Annotated in this window: 18 protein-coding genes; 11 read left to right on the top strand and 7 right to left on the bottom strand. The window is 55.0% G+C overall.

Annotation, left to right across the window (positions count from 1 at the left end):
* Positions 1-2: 2 nt before the first annotated feature.
* On the bottom strand, positions 3-656 hold the full coding sequence (locus SLW74_RS25200; protein ID WP_296310155.1) for a YciC family protein: 654 nt from the start codon (positions 654-656) through the stop codon (positions 3-5).
* Between the two features lie 189 nt (positions 657-845).
* Between SLW74_RS25200 and SLW74_RS25195 the strand changes: the two genes are divergently transcribed.
* From SLW74_RS25195 to SLW74_RS25150, 10 genes are all read left to right on the top strand, one after another.
* Positions 846-1670, top strand: coding sequence for a DUF2076 domain-containing protein (locus SLW74_RS25195; protein WP_410930468.1), 825 nt, complete (start codon positions 846-848; stop codon positions 1668-1670).
* A 255-nt stretch (positions 1671-1925) separates the two neighbouring features.
* Positions 1926-2405 carry an NYN domain-containing protein gene (locus SLW74_RS25190; RefSeq protein ID WP_410930467.1) on the top strand — a complete coding sequence of 160 codons (480 nt, stop codon included), beginning with the start codon at positions 1926-1928 and terminating at the stop codon, positions 2403-2405.
* Positions 2406-2480: 75 nt separating this feature from the next.
* Positions 2481-3107 (top strand): PolC-type DNA polymerase III, encoded by a 627-nt coding sequence (locus SLW74_RS25185; RefSeq protein WP_410930466.1) that lies wholly within the window; start codon positions 2481-2483, stop codon positions 3105-3107.
* Between the two features lie 352 nt (positions 3108-3459).
* Positions 3460-4359: a drug/metabolite exporter YedA gene (gene yedA / locus SLW74_RS25180; protein WP_410930465.1), complete on the top strand. Its 900-nt coding sequence runs from the start codon at positions 3460-3462 to the stop codon at positions 4357-4359.
* A 60-nt stretch (positions 4360-4419) separates the two neighbouring features.
* Positions 4420-5757: a DEAD/DEAH box helicase gene (locus SLW74_RS25175; RefSeq protein WP_410930464.1), complete on the top strand. Its 1338-nt coding sequence runs from the start codon at positions 4420-4422 to the stop codon at positions 5755-5757.
* Between the two features lie 196 nt (positions 5758-5953).
* Positions 5954-7030 (top strand): dTDP-glucose 4,6-dehydratase, encoded by a 1077-nt coding sequence (rfbB, locus tag SLW74_RS25170; protein WP_410930462.1) that lies wholly within the window; start codon positions 5954-5956, stop codon positions 7028-7030.
* Complete coding sequence (gene rfbD, locus SLW74_RS25165) at positions 7027-7932, top strand: dTDP-4-dehydrorhamnose reductase (protein WP_410930461.1); 906 nt, start codon at positions 7027-7029, stop codon at positions 7930-7932. The genes rfbB and rfbD overlap by 4 nt, the downstream gene beginning before the upstream one ends.
* Entirely contained in the window at positions 7929-8819 is an 891-nt protein-coding gene (gene rfbA / locus SLW74_RS25160; protein WP_410930460.1) for a glucose-1-phosphate thymidylyltransferase RfbA, read from the top strand. The genes rfbD and rfbA overlap by 4 nt, the downstream gene beginning before the upstream one ends.
* A 31-nt stretch (positions 8820-8850) precedes the next feature.
* Positions 8851-9783 (top strand): glycosyltransferase, encoded by a 933-nt coding sequence (locus SLW74_RS25155; protein ID WP_410930459.1) that lies wholly within the window; start codon positions 8851-8853, stop codon positions 9781-9783.
* A gap of 70 nt (positions 9784-9853) precedes the next feature.
* The gene (locus tag SLW74_RS25150; RefSeq protein WP_410930458.1) at positions 9854-10315 is read left to right on the top strand and encodes a hypothetical protein; all 462 of its coding nucleotides are present in this window, start codon (positions 9854-9856) and stop codon (positions 10313-10315) included.
* A 319-nt stretch (positions 10316-10634) separates the two neighbouring features.
* Here the strand turns inward: SLW74_RS25150 and SLW74_RS25145 are convergent, their stop codons facing one another.
* The gene (locus SLW74_RS25145) at positions 10635-12209 is read right to left on the bottom strand and encodes a hypothetical protein (protein WP_410930457.1); all 1575 of its coding nucleotides are present in this window, start codon (positions 12207-12209) and stop codon (positions 10635-10637) included.
* Positions 12210-12673: 464 nt separating this feature from the next.
* Positions 12674-14056, bottom strand: coding sequence for a hypothetical protein (locus tag SLW74_RS25140; protein ID WP_410930456.1), 1383 nt, complete (start codon positions 14054-14056; stop codon positions 12674-12676).
* A gap of 733 nt (positions 14057-14789) precedes the next feature.
* Between SLW74_RS25140 and SLW74_RS25135 the strand changes: the two genes are divergently transcribed.
* On the top strand, positions 14790-15785 hold the full coding sequence (locus SLW74_RS25135; protein ID WP_410930455.1) for a radical SAM protein: 996 nt from the start codon (positions 14790-14792) through the stop codon (positions 15783-15785).
* 227 nt (positions 15786-16012) lie between these two features.
* Here the strand turns inward: SLW74_RS25135 and SLW74_RS25130 are convergent, their stop codons facing one another.
* Genes SLW74_RS25130 through SLW74_RS25115 form a run of 4 tightly spaced genes read right to left on the bottom strand, consistent with a single transcriptional unit; the run spans position 16013 to position 19409 of the window.
* Complete coding sequence (locus SLW74_RS25130; RefSeq protein ID WP_410930454.1) at positions 16013-16420, bottom strand: GtrA family protein; 408 nt, start codon at positions 16418-16420, stop codon at positions 16013-16015.
* A 4-nt stretch (positions 16421-16424) separates the two neighbouring features.
* Positions 16425-17375 (bottom strand): WxcM-like domain-containing protein, encoded by a 951-nt coding sequence (locus SLW74_RS25125; protein ID WP_410930453.1) that lies wholly within the window; start codon positions 17373-17375, stop codon positions 16425-16427.
* Positions 17362-18312 carry a glycosyltransferase family 2 protein gene (locus tag SLW74_RS25120; protein WP_410930452.1) on the bottom strand — a complete coding sequence of 317 codons (951 nt, stop codon included), beginning with the start codon at positions 18310-18312 and terminating at the stop codon, positions 17362-17364. The genes SLW74_RS25125 and SLW74_RS25120 overlap by 14 nt, the downstream gene beginning before the upstream one ends.
* The gene (locus SLW74_RS25115; RefSeq protein WP_410930451.1) at positions 18309-19409 is read right to left on the bottom strand and encodes a DegT/DnrJ/EryC1/StrS family aminotransferase; all 1101 of its coding nucleotides are present in this window, start codon (positions 19407-19409) and stop codon (positions 18309-18311) included. Before SLW74_RS25115 ends, SLW74_RS25120 begins: the two co-directional genes overlap by 4 nt.
* Between the last annotated feature and the right edge of the window lie 10 nt (positions 19410-19419).

Below are 19419 nucleotides of genomic sequence, written 5' to 3'. Positions count from 1 at the left end.
TGTCAGGCCGACCGGGCAGGTGGGTCGATGAGCATGAACAGCCGGAACATCACCACGCTGATAAACAACTGCAGGAAGCTGGAAATACTGTCCACTGCAATCGACAGCATCGGGCTCTGTTGGTCCGGCAGCACGTAATAACTGAGCGCCTCAAGCAGCGACAGCGGGATGTAAACGCACAGCACGCAGACGAAAATCCGCACCACATGGCCCTGGGTCATCCTGAAGCTTTCGCGCATTGCCTCCAGCGGCCCCATCCCGCGCAACACCAGCAGGTATTCCGACAGCACCAGTTTGATCATCACCCACACGCCCGGCAGGATGAACAGCGACATGCCGGCCATGATCAGCAGCGTGCTCAGTGCGGTCAGCACCGCGAAGGTAGGCCACAGGCGCAAGGCAACCGCCCACAGGTTGGATTTGACCGGTTCTTCGCCACGGGTTTTGGCGTCCATAAACAGGATCAGCGCGCCGGTATAGAGCGGGTAGAAAAGCAGTCCGACCAACAGTGGCGCGGCCCCGGTGCTCGCCCCGAAGCCGACGAGCTGTTTGGTCAGGGCCTCCAGTACCACCAGCGGCAGGCACAGCGTAAGAATGCTGCCGAAGTTGCGTCGGAAGAAGTAAAACGAGTCTTGCAGAAGGGTCAGCGGATTCATGAACGGATCACAAGGATAAGCAGGCCAACACTTTAACGTAGCGCCGCAGAACCGGCCAACCGGCCGCGACCTGCGAGCCTTCTTAACTTTTTTTACATGCTATTGAAACGCCCTGGAACAGCCCCATTACTGGCTATGCCTGAGCAATGGCTCAGAACAGAATTCCTACGGCAATCTAACGAGGTCGCCATGAACAGCGAAGAACAAACCCTGATCGACGGCTTGTTTGGCAAGCTCAAGCAAGCAGAAACCGAATCGGCCCCCCGTGATGCGCAGGCCGAAGCGCTGATCAAGGAGCACCTGACTCGCCAGCCCGCTGCGCCTTATTACATGGCGCAGTCGATTCTGGTGCAGGAAGTCGCGATCAAGCAGCTGGAGGCCCAGAACCGTCAGCGCGACGAGCAGATTCAACAACTGCGGGCTGAGCTGGAACGGTCAAAATCCGCGGCGCCTGCGCCGTCTGGCAGTGGCGGCGGGTTTCTGTCGAGCATCTTTGGTGGCGGTTCGCGCGAGCCTCAGGCTCAGCAACCGGCTTCTTCGTTCTCGCGTCCATCGAATCCGCAGCCTTCGTCGGGCGGCTGGCGCGAAAGTGGCCCTGCGAGCGCGCCGCCTTACAACGCGCCGCAGCAGAACTATGCTCAGCCACCGCAAAACTATGCCCAACCGCAACAGGCACCGGCGGCGCCCGTCGGCAGTGGTTTCCTCGGTGGCGCACTGAAAACCGCCGCGGGCGTGGCCGGTGGCGTCATGCTGGCGGAAGGCATCAGCAGCCTGTTCCACCACAACAGCCAACCGCAGGAAGTCGTCGAGATCATCAAGGAGGAGCCGGCACAGCCTGCCGCTGAACATGATCAGGGCGGCAGCGGCGGGTGGGGTGACGACCAGCAGCGCGTGACGGGTAATGACACTACCGGCAACGACGCCTGGGGCAGTGATTCCAATGGCTTCGCCGATACCGATTACGGCAGCGACGCCGGTGGCGGCATGTTTGACGACGACGATTCGTTCGTCTGATAGCCGCAGCTAACGCCCTCCCTGTGGGGGTGAGCTTGCTCACGAAGGCGGCATTTCAGTCGCTGAAGATTCGGCGGATGGCCAAGCCATTTCGCGAGCAAGCTCGCTCCCACAGGATTGTTTCTATAAGGATCAGGTCTGCGCAGCACAACCGCACCCTCCACCCAATCCTTCTATCCCTTCCCCAAACTGGCATACTGAGCGCCGGTCCGGTTTTCGGATCCCTGTCGCTTGTCAGCGCATCGAGGAATTTGGGTGAGAAGAATCGCGGTCTTCGCCGACGTACAGAATCTGTATTACACAGTGCGTCAGGCTCACGGTTGTCACTTCAATTACGCCGCCCTGTGGGCTGACATCAGCCAGCGCGGGCAGATCGTCGAGGCGTATGCGTATGCCATCGACCGTGGCGACAGCAAGCAGCAGCAATTTCAGCAGATCCTGCGCAACCTCGGCTTTACCGTCAAACTCAAGCCCTACATCCAGCGCAGCGACGGCTCGGCCAAAGGCGACTGGGACGTGGGCATCACCATCGACATCATGGACGTAGCGCCGAGTGTCGATGAGGTTGTGCTGGCGTCCGGCGATGGCGATTTCGACCTGTTGCTGGAGCGCATCATCAGCAAGCACGGCGTCGAAGCGATTGCCTACGGTGTGCCGGGGTTGACCGCCAACTCGCTGATCCGCGCGGCCAGTCGTTATGTGCCCATCAAGGGCGGGTTGCTGCTCAAGAATTGATGCCAGCAGCGCGCTGATCAGGCCGCCCGATACTTCTCACGTCCACGCACCACCCCGCTATTTGAAGGCCACGCCATGCAAGAACGTATCGCCGTCATCGACTTCGAAACCACCGGCATTTCCCCCAGCAGCTACTGCCGCGCCACGGAAATCGCCGTGGTGATCGTGGAGCAGGGCGTGATCGTCGAGCGCTATCAAAGCCTGATGAACGCTGGCGTGCGCATCCCGTCTTTTATCGAGTCCCTGACCGGCATCAGCAACAGCATGCTGCGCACGGCGCCGCCGGCTGACCGGGTCATGAACGAGGTCGCCGAGTTCGTCGGCCTGACGCCACTGGTGGCGCACAACGCCTCGTTTGACCAGAAGTTCTGGGACTTCGAGCTGTCGCGCATCAAGCGCAATCGCGTACAAAGCTTCGCCTGCTCGATGCTGCTGGCGCGACGTCTCCTGCCACACGCACCGAACCACAAACTCGGCACCCTCACCAGCTGGGCCGGCTTGCCCCACACCGGCAAGGCTCACCGGGCCATGGCCGACGCGGAAATGGCCGCCAACCTTACGCTGCACCTGGGCCACCAGCTGCGCGACACCCACGGTCTGGCCGGCGTTTCCCACCAGTTACTCTGCACGCTGCAAAAAGTCCCGGCGAAGAAGATTGCGGATGCGATCAGCAAGCACCGAGGCCTCGCGGCGGGTCAGTAAGACGGCGGATGAATGCGTGCTGTCAGTGGGACCGCCTTCAGCCGGGAAGAGGTCTGCATGTGCAACATCACTTTTGCAGTGCGGCAACTGACGTCTTCCCGGCTAAAGCCAGTCTTACGGGTGTACGCGGTCGGTTAGTGGGACCGGCTTCAGCCGGGAAGAGGCCAGCGTGTTCGACATCACTTTTGCAGTGCGACAACCGACGCCTTCCCGGCTAAAGCCAGTCCTACTTATAACCGCGTCAGCGCGTTTAAAAGTGTACGGGTCGAATAAACGTCATTTGTAACTGACGCCGGCGGCCCGGACATTTCTAGAATCAGTCCCACAATAAACGACTGTACTAGAGCCTTTCATGCCAGCCGCCCGCCGTTTTCCCCTGCTGCTCATCGGGGCCTTTTTCGCGCTTTATGTGATCTGGGGCTCAACTTATCTCGCCATCCGCATCGGTATCGAAACCTGGCCTCCGCTCATGATGGCCGGGGTGCGCTTTACCATCGCCGGTTCCATCCTGTTCGCCTTCATGCGCTTTCGTGGCGCGCCTATGCCCACCTGGAAACAGTGGAAATCCGCCGGGATGATCGGCTTTCTCCTACTCGCCTGCGGCAATGGCGGCGTGACCCTGGCGGAACGTGCAGGCGTTGCCTCTGGTGTCGCAGCGTTGGCGGTGGCCGTGGTGCCGCTGTTCACGTTGTTGTTCGGCCTGATCTGGGGCCATCGCAACACGGGGCTGGAATGGGCGGGCATCCTGCTCGGCCTTGTCGGCATTTCTTTGCTCAACCTCGGCTCGAACCTGCAAGCCAGCCCCATGGGCGCGGCGCTGGTGATCTTCGCCGCCGCGACCTGGGCGTTCGGTTCGGTGTGGAGCCGCTACCTGCCATTGCCCGCCGGACCCATGGCCAGCGCCTGCGAAATGCTGGTGGCCGGCGCCGTGCTGTTGCTCGGCAGCTTCATCAGCGGCGAACGCATGACCCAATCCCCCGGCCTGTCGGGCTGGCTGGTGATGGCGTATCTGGTGGTGTTCGGCTCCATCGTCGCGTTCAGCTCCTACATGTACCTGCTGAAGAACGTGCGACCCGCCGCCGCGACCAGCTATTGCTACGTCAACCCGGCGGTGGCGGTGTTGCTCGGCGTGTTGTTCGCCGGCGAACACATCGGCTGGGCGGAAGGCGCAGCGATGGCGGTGATCATCAGCGCCGTCGTGCTCATCGGCCTGCCGCAGTGGCGCAAGCAGAAACCGTTGCAGAAAGGGTAAACTGCGCGCCATTGTCTTCTACAGACTCTTGTGCGCTGACCTTTTTCCAACGGTACTGAAATGACATTCGCCTCCCTCGGCCTGATCGAACCCCTGCTGCGTGCTCTCGAAACACTGGGCTACCAGACTCCCACCCCCGTTCAGGCCCAGGCGATTCCGCCCGTGCTCGAAGGCCGCGACCTCATGGCCGCCGCCCAGACCGGCACTGGCAAGACCGCAGGTTTCGCGCTGCCTTTGCTGCAACGCCTGACCATGGAAGGCCCGAAGGTCGCCGCCAACTCCGTGCGCGCGCTGGTGCTGGTGCCGACCCGCGAACTGGCCGAGCAGGTTCACGAAGCCATCGCGCAATACGCCGAGCACCTGCCGCTGACCACCTACGCGGCCTACGGCGGCGTCAGCATCAACCCGCAGATGATGAAACTGCGTCGAGGCATTGACGTGCTGGTTGCTACCCCCGGCCGCCTGCTCGACCTGTATCGCCAGAACGCCGTGAAATTCTCGCAGCTCCAGACCTTGATCCTCGACGAAGCGGATCGCATGCTCGATCTCGGCTTTTCCGAAGAACTGCGCGACATCTATGCCGCGCTGCCGAAACGCCGCCAGACGCTGCTGTTCTCCGCGACCTTCTCCGATGCGATCCGCGCGCTGGCCGGGCAGATGCTCGACAACCCGCTGACCATCGAAGTCAGCCCGCGCAACGTGGCGGCCTCGTCGGTCAAGCAGTGGATCGTCACCGTCGACAAGAAGCGCAAGAGCGAGCTGTTCATTCATCTGCTCAAGAAGCATCGCTGGGGTCAGGTGCTGGTCTTCGCGAAAACCCGCGTCGGCGTCGACCAACTGGTGGAGCGCCTGCAAGGCCTGAGCCTCAACGCCGACGGCATTCACGGCGACAAACCCCAGGCCACTCGCCAGCGCGCGCTGGATCGCTTCAAGAGCGGTGACGTGCAGATCCTGGTTGCCACCGATGTGGCGGCTCGCGGTCTGGACATCGACGACCTGCCGACCGTGGTCAACCTCGACCTGCCGATCGTTGCCGAAGACTACATCCACCGCATTGGCCGCACCGGCCGCGCGGGCCAGACCGGTGAGGCGATTTCCCTGGTGTGCGCCGACGAAGTCGACCTGCTCAGCGCCATCGAAATGCTGACCCGCCAGACCCTCCAGCGCCGCGAAGAACCCGACTTCATTCCAGAACACCGCGTGCCGGCCACCGACGCGACCGGGCAGGTTCTGAAAAAGCCGAAAAAGCCAAAGAAACCCAAAACCAGTGGCGGAGGCGGCAAACGCAATCTGGGCAAGTGGGTCGACAGCGGCGAAGCGGCGGCAGAAGTGCCAGCCATCAAGCCAGTGCGCAAAGTGCCGGTGTTCAACACGGGGCCGCGCAAGCGCAAGCCATAAGGCACCTTGAATCCCCTGTAGTAATAATGGACATTGCCGTTAAAATGCGGTCTGTTCATTTTGTTGATCGTCGGCACCTGTTTTCGGATCTGTCCGACAGTTGATTCGCACAAGAGGCTGACCATTCTCTGGCACCCTCGCTTTCCATGGACCCGGCAGCGCGTAAAGTTGCCAACAATCAGGGTATGAAATTCGCGTGAAGATCTTAGTTACTGGCGGCGCAGGCTTCATCGGCTCAGCAGTCGTACGGCACATCATTGCCAACACCACCGATTCGGTCGTCAACGTCGACAAGCTGACTTACGCGGGTAACCTCGAGTCGCTGCAAACAGTTGACCAGAACGAGCGCTATGCCTTCGAACACGTCGACATCTGCAACCGCGAAGACCTTGACCGTGTGTTCCGCCAACATCAGCCGGATGCCGTGATGCACCTGGCGGCCGAGTCCCATGTTGACCGCTCCATCAGCGGGCCTTCCGAGTTCATTCAGACCAACATCATCGGCACTTACGTGTTGCTTGAAGCCGCACGCGGTTATTGGTCAGCGCTGGACGAGAGCCGGAAATCCGTTTTCCGTTTTCACCACATTTCGACTGACGAAGTGTACGGCGATCTCCATGGCCCGGAAGATCTCTTCACCGAGACCACTCCGTACCAGCCAAGCTCGCCGTATTCGGCCAGCAAGGCGAGCTCCGACCACCTCGTCCGCGCCTGGGCCCGCACCTATGGCCTGCCGACGCTGGTCACCAACTGCTCGAACAACTACGGGCCGTTCCACTTCCCCGAGAAGCTGATCCCGTTGGTCATTCTCAACGCGCTGGAAGGCAAGCCGCTGCCGATCTATGGCAAAGGCGACCAGATCCGCGACTGGCTGTTCGTCGAAGATCACGCCCGTGCGCTGTACAAGGTCGTTACCGAAGGCGAAGTGGGCGAGACCTACAACATCGGCGGTCACAACGAAAAACAAAACATTGAAGTCGTGCGCACCGTTTGTGCACTGCTCGACGAATTGCGTCCTGATTCAGCGTTCCGTCCCCACGTTGAGCTGCTGACCTATGTTCAAGACCGTCCTGGCCACGATCTGCGTTACGCGATCGATGCCAGCAAGATTCAGCGCGAGCTGGGCTGGGTTCCCGAAGAAACCTTCGAATCCGGCATCCGCAAAACCGTGCAGTGGTACCTCGACAATCCTGAGTGGGTTTCGCACGTTAAAAGCGGCAGCTACCAACAGTGGATTGACAAGAACTACGCAGAGCGCGATGACAAAGAATGAAAATTCTCCTGCTCGGTAAAAACGGCCAGGTCGGTTGGGAGCTGCAACGCGCCTTGAGTGTGGTGGGTGAAGTGGTTGCACTTGATCGCCATCCGGCCGCCACTCCCTACGGCACGCTGGCAGGCGATTTGTCGGACCTCGCCGGTCTGCGTAAAGCCATTCGCAGCGTGTCGCCGCAGGTCATCGTCAATGCTGCTGCTTACACCGCAGTGGACAAAGCCGAAACCGAGCGTGAACTGGCACACACCATCAACGCCTTGGCGAGCCAGGTGATGGCTGAAGAAGCTAAGCGTCTCGACGCGCTGCTGGTGCACTACTCGACCGACTACGTGTTCGACGGCAGTGGCATGAAGCCTTGGAAAGAGACCGACGCCGTCGCGCCGGTCAATTACTACGGCGCCACCAAGCTGGAAGGCGAGCAGTTGATCGTCGCTTCTGGCTGCAAGCACCTGATATTCCGGACCAGCTGGGTGTATGCAGCACGGGGCAACAACTTTGCCAAAACCATGCTGCGACTGGCCAAGGATCGCGCTTCCCTGAACGTGATTGCGGATCAGATCGGCGTGCCGACAGGCGCTGATCTGTTGGCAGACGTGGCCGTTGCGGCCTTGCAGAAAGCCCTTATGAATCCGGAGCTGTGCGGCATCTACCATCTGGCGCCAACAGGTGAAACGTCTTGGCACGCTTACGCGAGCTACGTCATCGATTTCGCTCGCGCCAACGGTGAAGTGCTGGCGGTGGAGACGATCAATCCGATTCCGACCACCGACTACCCGACACCCGCCAGCCGTCCGCTGAATTCCCGTCTTGCGACGGACAAGCTTCGCGACACCTTTTCTCTGCACTTGCCGGACTGGCAAAGTGGCGTAACCCGCATGCTTATGGAAGCTCTGAACAAATGAACAAGACCAATCGTAAAGGAATCATCCTGGCTGGCGGCTCGGGCACACGTCTGCACCCGCTGACCCTGGGCGTTTCCAAGCAGATGCTGCCGATCTACGACAAACCGATGATTTTCTACCCGCTGTCGGTTCTGATGCTGGCCGGCATGCGCGAGATCCTGATCATCTCGACGCCTGAAGATTTGCCGAGCTTCCGCAAATTGCTCGGCGATGGCAGCCAATACGGCATTGAACTGACCTACGCCGAACAGCCTAGCCCTGATGGCCTGGCCCAAGCCTTCATCATTGGCGAGGAGTTCATCGGCAAAGACCCTTGCTGCCTGATCCTGGGCGACAACATCTTCTACGGCCAGCACTTCTCGGACAACCTGCGCGCAGCGGGCGAGCAGACCGAAGGCGCAACCGTGTTCGGTTACCACGTCAATGACCCAGAGCGTTTTGGTGTGGTTGAGTTCGACAAGGACGGACGCGCACTGAGCATCGAAGAAAAACCAACCGCGCCGAAATCAAGCTATGCAGTGACCGGTCTGTATTTCTACGACAACCAGGTTGTCGAGATTGCGAAAAATATCAAACCGTCCGAGCGCGGCGAGCTTGAGATCACCGACGTCAACCGTGCCTACCTTGAGCAGAAGAGCCTGACCGTGCAAATGCTGGGTCGCGGCTTCGCCTGGTTGGACACTGGCACTCACGAGTCGCTGCTGGAAGCCAGCCACTTCGTGCATACCATCGAACAGCGCCAAGGCTGGAAAGTGGCATGCCTCGAAGAGATCGGCTACACCAACGGCTGGATCACCAAAGAACAGGTTGCTTCCCAAGCCAATAAGCTGAAGAAAACCGGTTACGGCCAGTACCTTCAAAAGATGCTGGATCACGGCGTCGCTTGATAGACCTTTGACCGAATAGGCTGCCGACAGCATGTCTTTTGAGTTACCCGAAGTCGCTGTGCTGTTGGCTGCCTATAACGGCATATCGTGGATAGAGGAGCAGCTAGCCTCTATCCTCGCGCAGACCGGCGTCCATGCAAGCATCTTCATCAGCGTCGACCCCTCGACTGACGGCACGGAACGCTGGTGCGCCGACTACGCGCTCAGCCACCCCAACGTCACCCTGCTCCCGCCTGCCGGCCCGTTCAAAGGCGCCGCGCGTAACTTCTTCCGGTTGGTCCGCGACGTCGACTTCAGTGCATACGACTTCGTATCATTCTCCGACCAGGACGACATCTGGTACCCCGACAAACTTGAGCGTGCGATTGCAAAATTACGTTCGGACAACATCGATGGTTACTCCAGCAATGTCGTCGCGTTCTGGCCCAATGGTCGTCGAATGCTTGTCGACAAGGCGCAGCCTCAGGTGCAGTGGGATCACCTGTTTGAAGCGGCTGGGCCTGGGTGCACTTATGTACTCAAGCCTGCGCTGGCATCAGGGTTCAAGAAGCTGATCGTGGATGAGTGGGAGAGGGTGCAGGGCGTAGCCTTGCATGACTGGTTTTGCTACGCCTATGCGCGGAGTCATGGATTTAAGTGGTTTATTGATCCGGTGCCGGGGATGGATTACCGGCAGCATGCGAATAATCATGTTGGGGTGAATTCTGGAATTAAATCCGGCATTTCAAGAGTTCGTCGAATAGTCGATGGCTGGTGGTATGAGCAAATAGAGCTGACTCGCTCGCTCGCTTTAAAAGATGTCAAAAGACATTCGGATAACTGTTCGTTTATGCGTGTGAGATGGGCGCAGATATTTAAAATATCCCGCAGCTGTCGGCGAAAACGTCGTGACCAGCTCATTTTTCCCGCTCTTTTTATAATGGCGAAGCTTCTCAGCTCCAGCCTGAAGAAGCATGCAGTATAGGTTACTCGCAGCCTCAAAGCGCGAAGGCTCCGGAGCTGGATGTTAACTAAATTAAGGATTGGGGAATGGTATGCATAAAACTTTAGCGAAAATAAGTGTGCTGGCTATTGGTTTGACGGTTATCGCAGGGTGCGATAACAAAGTCGAGAATAAGAACGTCACCCACTATTCCACGGATCTTTGCTCGCTGGATGTCATTGGCGGCAAACCCGACACCACAGTCTACGTTAATCGGGACACGGTGATTTTTGCCGGGTGGGCAATTGATGCATCTAAGAGGATATCGCCCGAAAAATTGAGACTGCGCTTGACCGGAGCTGCCGGAGTTCCCTATACGTTTGACGGCCCGGCCATGACAGACCGCCCGGACGTTGTTAAGGCATATAACAATGATAAACTCCTGAAGACGGGGTTCAACTTTAAAGCAGATCTTTCAAAGCTTGAGCCTGGCGGCTATGGCATCATTTTAGAAATACCAGACGGAAATTCGCTGCTGGTGTGCCAGCCAAAAAAAGTCTTAGTAGTTCAGTAGTAGATAACTGGCACCTATGTTGAGATTGCGTATTGCATCGCCTCGCAATCAAGGTGCGAGAATTGAAGAGAGTTCAGCGCGCGCTATAGCCCGAAAGCGCGGGCTGGTGCTGTGGAGGACCAAACAGCAGGCCTTCGGCAGGTATAACACCAGTGACCGCGTATGGTACGTGCGGGTAGCCGCGCGCTAGCGACGTAGTAGCGCGCCGGAGAACGACAAGGCCTGTTCCTGTATGTGAAGCCTTGAGTTTTGCCTGAGCGCCAGTCCAGTGTCGGAATTTCACCATGGAGTATCCCGACGGCATGCTGCACTGCGCCTGCTATTGTGTTTCCCCAGCATCGATCGATTTATATGTCAGTAGAGCGCCGCCAACCGAATTAGTGATCATTTCAAAGTGAGAGCGGATGTAATCATCAATTATAGGATGTGAATTGGAATATCTAAGTTCTTCACGCCCGTCCATCGGCATTTCGAACACTAGAACATAGCCGGGATCAGCTTTCTTAATACGTTCAATTTCAGCACGCTGAAATTCATCATCACGAGGGGATAACGCATAGATTTCCCAAAGTGGCGCCTGACGGTCGAGCAGCGGGTAGGCGCCAGGCCAAAAAGGCAACACCAGTACAGGTCTGCCGTTTTGTGCGTATCGGGCGGTCAAATCTCTTAGCAGCTCAACGGCTTCAGCAGTGCTGGGATCCATGGAAAGTGTCGATCCGGAAACGGTAACTTTTTCCCAACCCGGTTGTGTACGCGCCAAGACCCCAGGCTGCCAGTCGGCGAGGATAAATACGCTCAGAAAGGCAATAGCTAATACTGATAACCGCTTGATCGTCCCAGACCTGCAAGCGGCGAGCATTATGAACGTGCCCAAAAGTAACGGATATATACCTTGAGCGAGATGGCCTACATCTGCCCGAGCGAATGCGTAATGAGAATAGGGCAGACCGCTACAGACGGCGGCGACCAGTTCGGGTCGAACATAGCGTCCTCGTAGCTTCTGATTAAATATCCAGACTAGCGCGCCGACCCCGAACGCTATAAGCGCGATGAAGCACATACCAATCAGAAGCCAGCGTATCTCGATAAAGACCCCGGCTGTTCCAAAACCTACCGTCCAAGGCCAAGGTATAGGGAGTGGAAGATTGGTATTACCCTGCTGCAGCATGAAGACAATAGTGTCCATGAAAGCGTCAAAGTACCCAGGCACGAATGCGCACATAGCCAGCACAGGCACATAACCAACAATCACGCCAACCGCCCAGACTCCTACGCCGTGCCAAAGACTTCTAATCGCAGGCGCACCGGCCCGTAACCAAACAAAGGCGAAGAAACTAGCAAGCGCTCCATAGACGCCGTGGTTGCGACCGAAGACGGCGGCAAATCCTACTACAGCGCCAAGCAAGAAATATCGTCTTGCTGATGGGCCCTGCAGAAGATAGGTAAGTCCGGCCACAATGATCATAGATATGGAAATATCAAATATTTTGTGGCGTGGATATGCCCATGCCATGAGCGTGACGGCAGCAATACACAAATATAAGATGTTGTACCAGTTGCCTTTTCGCAGTGCTGAGGAAATAGTCCATAGCCCAGCATATAATCCAAGCACTTGGAATGCAGCCACTGATATTCTTAGGGAAATAATCCCCGTGTCCCCTGAAAACATGAAGTAGCTGGCTGACCAGTAGTATCTGCCTGGGTCGTACGCCATGAAGTCTCTCAGAGGTATCTCCCCTGCTACGATCTGCTTCGCGCCGTACCAGAGATAGCCCTCATCCCAGAGGTTGAAGCCGTCGTGGCCTTGCCACCAGAAATTAGCCATGACGAAGAAGACAGACAATGTCATAAGCGCCAGATATTTTAAGGCATCGTCTCTTGTAGCATTCGTCATATCTCGTTCCGTTTCACAACCGTTATGGCTGTGCACTATGCCAATTTACGAGAGATCGCGGTAGTACAACAGCAGTAAAAGCAGGCTTTCCAGAGTGCTTTCAGTTAATCCGCTCGCCACTTGCGAACAGGACGCCGGCAACGGCGACCGCTATCTAGATCTCTGCAGTTTGAACCCACCGCTCGATTCGCCAATCTGATGTGGGCTATCAAGGAGCTCCGCGCCGAAGCGAGCGCGCTGAAGCTGGCACCCAGCATCCCGCCCATGCCGCGGAAATACGACAGTGCAGCACCACAGAGCGCCAGTGCGCGGGCTTTTTTCAGCAGCTTTAAATTAGAGTTATTCTAGTTAGCCACTCCGTACTCTAGGCCTGCGTAGCCTCGGCCATCTGGGCCGGCCTAAAAGAGCGTTGGCGGTGATGGTAACTGCTCGCCGCGCTAAGCCCTATCGGCGTTGTCAGAGCGCTATTCAACCGTTTGGATATAGGATTCAGGCCTTTCATAAATTGGACTCGAAACTGATTTTTGAACAAATATGAATATCGATGTGAGCAGTAACGCAGCAATTAGCGCTTGCCACTTGTTAGCATTTAGTTTCCCGTGAGCGAACGATTCCAGTGATAGAGAGCAATAGGCTAAGCAAAAGATAGGAAAGAAAAATCGAGTTTCTACAGCTCCAGGTATGATTGCAAAGCAAGGAAGCGTTAGCGTTGCTAGCCACATCACTTTGTCTCGGTTATGGGATATGGTTTTATTTGAGATCAACGATCTTGCCAGCTGCGTAAGCCCAAGCGTAACGATCATCAAATACATAAATGACCGTATAGACTTATTATAAGAAGGCGTGGTTGTGTAGACGTCGCCATCGCGGGCATCAAGGGCCGAAGCTGTGTGGCGCAGATATATAGTTAATAAGTCTGCAGGGTGTTTGAATGCTATGTCAATGTAGTCAGAGAAGCGTGGGCTTGTTAGATCAACACCCTTCTCCTTTAATACTTCGATACCTCTGCTGTTGGCGTAGAATACTGGCGTTCCTCCAGCTTTTCCCTTTTCAATGTAGGTTTCGTACCTGTCAACTATCAAGCCCCACATAAGCTGAGAGACATACAGTGAGTCCCCTTGAAGTCCTGTAGTTATAATTGGCGAAAAATTGCCATTGTATTTCTTGTTAATGACCATTTGCGGTGCGGCGCCGATCAGGCTACCAGAAAGAAAAGCTAGAAGACATAAGGTTTTTACCCATGTATTCCCTATCATTATCGCCACCACTGCCACCGCCATCGCGGCGAACGAAAATATATAAATTGTTCTCGTGTTGTAGGCCGCATATGAAAGCAATCCAGCCATCATCAGGTAAGCCACTTTCTTGGTTACCGTATTCTTGTCCTTTGCTAAAAGCACGCAGCTCATTGAGTATACTGTCAGAGCAAAAGATGGAGCATCACTTAGCGGATAGGACACCAGCCCTGGAAAAATTATAGATACTATCAGCGCTAGTGTTACTCTTTTTGCGACTGAGGTAGTACCGCCAATAATTTTTGCATATAAATTTGGAAGGGTCACGGCGAAGAAATAGCCATAGATGATTGAATGGCATAGCTTTAAGAGCGTAAGCCCTGCATCAATATTCCTGTCGAATAGTGCGCGGGCCGGCGAGAGCAGTAATGGGTAAACATATCCTCGAACCGTTTGAGGGAACGAAAGGTCCCATATCGTGGAGCTTAGAGACCAATATAATCTTGCGTCTCCCCTGAAGTCATGGGCATCTATAACTGTCTGGGCCATGAAAAATATTAGAGCTGACACAATGAAAGATAAGATTAGGTTGTCACTTGTAACTGGTCTCAATAAATGGTTCCGTATTAACTTGTCGATGGTCAATCGCATTGCTGCACGTCCCTAGTTGCCTTACTGAGGAATTGTCTCAATTTCACTTCGGATGCTATCAGCATTGCGACGGTATTAAAATTCTTATTCTAATGTTAAGTCTTACCTCGGCAAGGATTTTGATGTGGAGAAAATTATGACTGTAATAAAGAAGATCGCGGCTATCTTGCGCGCACGTCCAAGCTACGACCGCAGGGAAGGATTGGCCGGAATAGCGGCCTTTGGATGGACTATCCGCACCCGCGTCGACGACGGTAGGGACAAAGTCGTGGCGAGGCAATTGCTACGCAAGCGGTAGCCGTCCTGGTATGCGTTGTACCCACACGTAGGGCCTTGGCGGTTGTCTTAGCTTAGAAAACTGACCTTTCGGGCTGCATCTGTTCCAGTATCAGAACTGGTACACCTTCTGGCGGACACCCCCCAGAGCCCTGACCACCTACATCACAGTTGCCGTCGCTCACGCGACTACGGAACTGCCCCGTTACGGTAACCGCAACGTCCCTAACAGATTCCATAACCCCCCCGTTATCTGCTTACCGGCACGCGCGCCCCTTGTTCTGTGCCCCGTAATGACTTTTCGTCAAAAAGGACGCCACAGCGAATTGTTGGAACGTCGAGCGGCGGCATAGCCGGCCTACCATGGCCATATTTATGCGCGCGCAGGCAAATATTTGCACCCGATAATACTTCCGCTATGCTTGAGGCAGGACCGCTTGAGGTAGAGGGTCTTTGGATTTCATTACCAAGTCTTTCAAAGAGGAATAATACATTGCCTTGTCGAATCCTTAGATCCCTGTACCTGCGGGCAAATGGCGAAATACCATGTGACGATGATTTTGGGGAGCAAATAAACTTAGGGTGGGTGCCAAGAAATAGCAAGTTTTCGCCTACGGAGATGTTTACCAACGAGAAATATCTTGCTATTGAAGAAGCATTCAGTTCTCAGAGCATGCCTTGGAGCAGAATTTGCAATCATTGTGCGCTTAACCGGCCCTCCGATCCTCCCGACAATCATTTACGATCAAGGGTAATATCTTATTTTCAAATAGAGCCAACTCTCGCCTGTTCGCTTGCCTGTCCCGGGTGTTCCAGATCAAAACAGATAAGACAGCGTCCGGGGCCTCATACCTTGGAACTTAATCAGCTTCAAAGTCTACTTAACGGACTTTTGTCTGAGGGGTACGTCGTACACAATATTGAGTATTGTGGCCAGGGCGAGCCCCTGGATCATCCGAATTTCAAGAAGATTGTGGAAGCGACACGTAAGGCCTATCCGGTTGCGAAGCAGCGTCTCATTACGAACGGAAATAATGACTACCGAGCAAAACTCGACGGTACGTTCATCGACGAGATAATGGTTTCAATTGATGGTGCCACCCAGCAAAGTTATGAGAAATATAGAATCGGAGGTAACTTAAACACTGCGCTCAATTTCACCAGAATCGCTAAAGAGGCAAACAGAAAACAGTTTGTTGTATGGAAATACATATTGTTCACTCACAATGACACCGAGGACGAAATAAAGCTTGCTGAAGAAATAGCACTCGGCCTTGGAGTAGACCGCTTGCAGTTTGTCAGAACACACAGTGAAGGGAAATCTGTGACCTGGGAAAACCAAACCTTGCCGCTGCGATGGTCGAATTCAGTCGACACCTCTACGCCACTGATAGAGCGGCACAGCTTAATATAGAGGCGTTGTCACTCCGGCGGGCACGCCACGGCATGAGGAAGCTTAGACTACCTAAGGAAGTATCCGTTAAATGATGTCACAACGCGGGTATAGAGCAGTCTTGCGACGCCAGTACTTTTGATGACGTTGTTGGGCTGGCCCTTGGTTATTGAAACCAGTAGCTGCTGGTCCTCTGAAACACTTTCCCGCGAACGCCTAAGGCCATGTGTTTCAGAGGTGTAGATATTTTAATCTGCAATTTTCTTTGCTTTATCGGAAAAGGCAATTTTCGAAAAAATATAAGTAATGGGAAGTGTGATTACAATGGCAGCAATTGGTGCAAGCCTTTCATCGAGACCGAATTTCTCCACCCAACACCAAAGTATCAGCATGCTTAGACCATACTGTATCCCGTAAATCAGCGGTAAGAGCAGGGCCGATTGCAAGCCGCGATGACTTTTGAATACGAAAAATCTATTCAAAATATATGCAAGCAACACGCCTGCTGCATAGGATATGGTGTAGCTGGCTGTATAAGGTAAGATCAATAGCAGCAATAGATAGATGCCATAAGTAAGGGCGGTATTAAACCCGCCCGAAACCAAGAATCGGGCAAAGTCTAATTTCATGAGCTTAGATAGAGCCAGATTGAGCATCAGGTTAGCTACTTTTTTGAATCAGTGACTTAAATTCGTCGTAATTCCGAATGTAGTCAGCCGCATCATAGTAGTGAGATGCGAAGACCATCAAAACGGCGTCAGCAGAGTAGCGGTACTGGATGCCCCATGTCATAGGTGGTAGGTGAATGCCGACATTCGGCTTGTCTAGCACGAACTCTTCTCGATTAACCCCATCGTCTGCTACGACGTGGACAGAACCCTTTACGGCGACCAAAAACTGATGACAAATGCGGTGCGCATGCTCCCCGCGCGTTTCAGCGGTAGGTACGTCATAGACCAGAAAGTAGCGTTCAGTCTTGAAAGGCACTGAGCGCTCGAACTCTCCCGCTGACAAACTCCCGCGTATGTCAGCAACTTCATTCATCGTGTGCAGCGTGACGCCTTTCACGGATGTTTGAAGTGAACCGGGTTTATCTGCCTGCTGCATGCCTTCAACACTGGCGGTAACCGGTTTGGCGTCAACATACCCGATGATCTTGGCGGGGTTGCCAACCACGATTGCATTAGGCGGCACTGAGCGGGTAACAACGGCGCCAGCGCCCACCATCGCGTTTATGCCGATGGTAATACCGGGGAGAATAGTGCAGTTAGCGCCCAGTGAAGCACCACGCCTGATGATCGTGCGAGCGAATGTCTCTGGATATACCTTGCTGCGAGGAAAGAGGTCATTGGTGAACGTGGCGTTAGGGCCGATGAAGACGTCGTCCTCAATTGTGATGCCGTCCCAAACTTGTACGCCGCACTTCAACGTCACTCGGTCGCCGATAATCACGTCGTTTTCGATGAAAACGTTATCGCAAACGTTGCACTCGCTGCCCAGTGTGGCGCCAGGCAATATGTGAGCAAACGCCCACACCCGGCTGTCCTTGCCAATTTTTTCCGATTCGCACAGCGCGTGGCTATGGACGAAGAACTCCCTAGTACTGCTCATACCTGTCTCCAAAATCTTCAACCCGCATTGGAATTGCCAATGGCCGGTTCTTTGTATTCTCGTAAGTGCGCCACGCATAAGAGCCAACGATGCCGAGTCCCAAGAGATTCAGGCAGCCCAAAAAGGTTATTGCGAGCATTATCATCGCGTAGCCAGGCACTTCAATCATGCCATCTAGCTTGGCAATCAAGGTGAAAACGCCAAATAGCGCCGCCAACGCAGATCCGAAGGCTCCTACGCGGGTTAGCAGTCTGATAGGCAAATCCGTGAATGAAAAGACGCTGTCCATCAGATAATTGACTTTCTTGCGTAATGTCCAGGCCGACTTACCGTGGACTCGCTCTTGGCGGGTATAGGTGACAACCTCGCGGCGATACCCTAACCAGAAAATCTGTGCAATCAAAGAACTGTGACGTTCATCCATAGTGAGCAATGTGTCTCTAAATGCCTTGTTGCACGCAAACATGTCAACGCCGCCAGGCGGGATTTCCGGGATCACATACCGGCGATATAAGCCCCAAAAGATTTTCGAAGCCGTGCGGGTCGCCCAAGGGTCTTGACGGCCTTCACGTACGCCCACCACAACGTCGATGTCCTGACGCAACAGAACGCGGTTCATTTCCAGAACCAGCTCTGGCGGCTCTTGCAGATCCGCAGCCATCACCGCAAATCGATCACCACTGCCATTCTGCAGTCCGGTGCGTATTGCCATGAACGAGCCGAAGTTGCGAGATAGCAAGATGAGCTTGGAGCGGAACGGCTGCAGCGGCAGTTCTGCCCGAAGGATCTCGTAGCAGCGGTCGGGACTGCCGTCGACGACGAACACGATTTCTAGCTCATTGTGCAGCTGCACGTTGAGAGCCGACACCGCAAGCAGCAGATCCGGCAAGTTGCTCTCGTTGCGATAGACGGGAATGACCAGCGTCAGCAAAATCATTGCTCCCTTGAGAAGTAAGCTTTAACTGCCTCAATGACGCGATCCACTTCCTCATCTGTAAGGCCTGGGTAGCAAGGCAGCGAAATCACGGTGTCGCAAGCCTGCTCTGTGACAGCGAGAGAATTTGTGGCTGAAGCGTGGTATGCAGGTTGTCGATGGTCGGCGATCGGATAGTGAATATCGGTGTTTATCGATTTTTCTTTCAGTGACGCGGCGAATTTCGCGCGATTGTTGAGGCGTACCACGTACAGATGTGCAACGTAGTCCTCAGCGGTGGAGGACGGCAGTTGCATATCCAGCGACGCGAACGCGGTGTTGTACCGTTGAGCAATTGAGCGGCGCTGGGCATTCCACTCGTCGAGGAGGGGTAGTTTCACGCGCAGTATCGCGGCTTGCATTTCATCCAGTCGGCTATTACGGCCACCAGGAATTGCGACTTCATATTTTTGTGACCAGCCATACTGACGTAACTGTCGAATGCGAGCGGCGAGCTGATCGTCACGAGTGACAACAGCGCCGCCGTCGCCCAAAGCACCGAGGTTCTTGGTGGGGTAAAAGCTAAAGCAGGCGATGTTTCCGAAGCTGCCTGCCTGCTTGCCATTACGGCGAGCCCCATGGGATTGAGCGCAGTCTTCCAGCACTGGCACACCTGCGGCCGACGCAATGCGCACGATCTCTTCGATGTTTGCGAGTTGGCCGTACAGATGGGTGACGATGATTGCCGCTGGCTTGGTATCAATGACTGACGCTAATGCCTTGGGACACATGGTCAGTGTCTCAGCGTCAACGTCGACGTACACTGGCTCTGCGCCGATCGCGTGGATCGCAGTACTGCTATAGAAGCCTGCATTGGCGATCGCTACGACGCGGTGGCCTTGCTCCACACCCAGCCCGCGAAGCGCCAACTCCAGCGCTTCCGAGCCGTTTGCGACGCTCACGCAATGCTCAACACCCACATAGCTCGCGAACTCTTCCTCAAAAAGTTTTACTTCGTTGCCAAGAATGTACCAGTGGCTATCCAGGACTTTTTTAAGCGGCGAGACGAAGTCAATGCCTGCGTTTGCCTTGGTGGCGGAGAAAAGAACAATGTTTTCCATGGTATGTCCG

This window comes from Pseudomonas sp. W5-36 (genome assembly GCF_046540455.1).
GTDB classification, from domain to species: domain Bacteria; phylum Pseudomonadota; class Gammaproteobacteria; order Pseudomonadales; family Pseudomonadaceae; genus Aquipseudomonas; species Aquipseudomonas graminis_B.
Note: the sequence above shows the minus strand (reverse complement) of the source record. Positions and strands in the feature narration are given on the sequence as shown.

Bases quoted from the DNA above. Each gene is read 5' to 3' on its own strand.
- rfbD (WP_410930461.1), top strand. From the start codon at position 7,027: ATGAAAATTCTCCTGCTCGGTAAAAACGGCCAGGTCGGTTGGGAGCTG.
- SLW74_RS25200 (WP_296310155.1), bottom strand. From the start codon at position 656: ATGAATCCGCTGACCCTTCTGCAAGACTCGTTTTACTTCTTCCGACGC.
- SLW74_RS25115 (WP_410930451.1), bottom strand. From the start codon at position 19,409: ATGGAAAACATTGTTCTTTTCTCCGCCACCAAGGCAAACGCAGGCATT.
- SLW74_RS25150 (WP_410930458.1), top strand. From the start codon at position 9,854: ATGCATAAAACTTTAGCGAAAATAAGTGTGCTGGCTATTGGTTTGACG.
- SLW74_RS25125 (WP_410930453.1), bottom strand. From the start codon at position 17,375: ATGAGCAGTACTAGGGAGTTCTTCGTCCATAGCCACGCGCTGTGCGAA.
- SLW74_RS25130 (WP_410930454.1), bottom strand. From the start codon at position 16,420: ATGCTCAATCTGGCTCTATCTAAGCTCATGAAATTAGACTTTGCCCGA.
- rfbA (WP_410930460.1), top strand. From the start codon at position 7,929: ATGAACAAGACCAATCGTAAAGGAATCATCCTGGCTGGCGGCTCGGGC.
- SLW74_RS25135 (WP_410930455.1), top strand. From the start codon at position 14,790: ATGCTTGAGGCAGGACCGCTTGAGGTAGAGGGTCTTTGGATTTCATTA.
- SLW74_RS25155 (WP_410930459.1), top strand. From the start codon at position 8,851: ATGTCTTTTGAGTTACCCGAAGTCGCTGTGCTGTTGGCTGCCTATAAC.
- SLW74_RS25195 (WP_410930468.1), top strand. From the start codon at position 846: ATGAACAGCGAAGAACAAACCCTGATCGACGGCTTGTTTGGCAAGCTC.
- SLW74_RS25145 (WP_410930457.1), bottom strand. From the start codon at position 12,209: ATGACGAATGCTACAAGAGACGATGCCTTAAAATATCTGGCGCTTATG.
- SLW74_RS25120 (WP_410930452.1), bottom strand. From the start codon at position 18,312: ATGATTTTGCTGACGCTGGTCATTCCCGTCTATCGCAACGAGAGCAAC.
- yedA (WP_410930465.1), top strand. From the start codon at position 3,460: ATGCCAGCCGCCCGCCGTTTTCCCCTGCTGCTCATCGGGGCCTTTTTC.
- SLW74_RS25185 (WP_410930466.1), top strand. From the start codon at position 2,481: ATGCAAGAACGTATCGCCGTCATCGACTTCGAAACCACCGGCATTTCC.
- SLW74_RS25175 (WP_410930464.1), top strand. From the start codon at position 4,420: ATGACATTCGCCTCCCTCGGCCTGATCGAACCCCTGCTGCGTGCTCTC.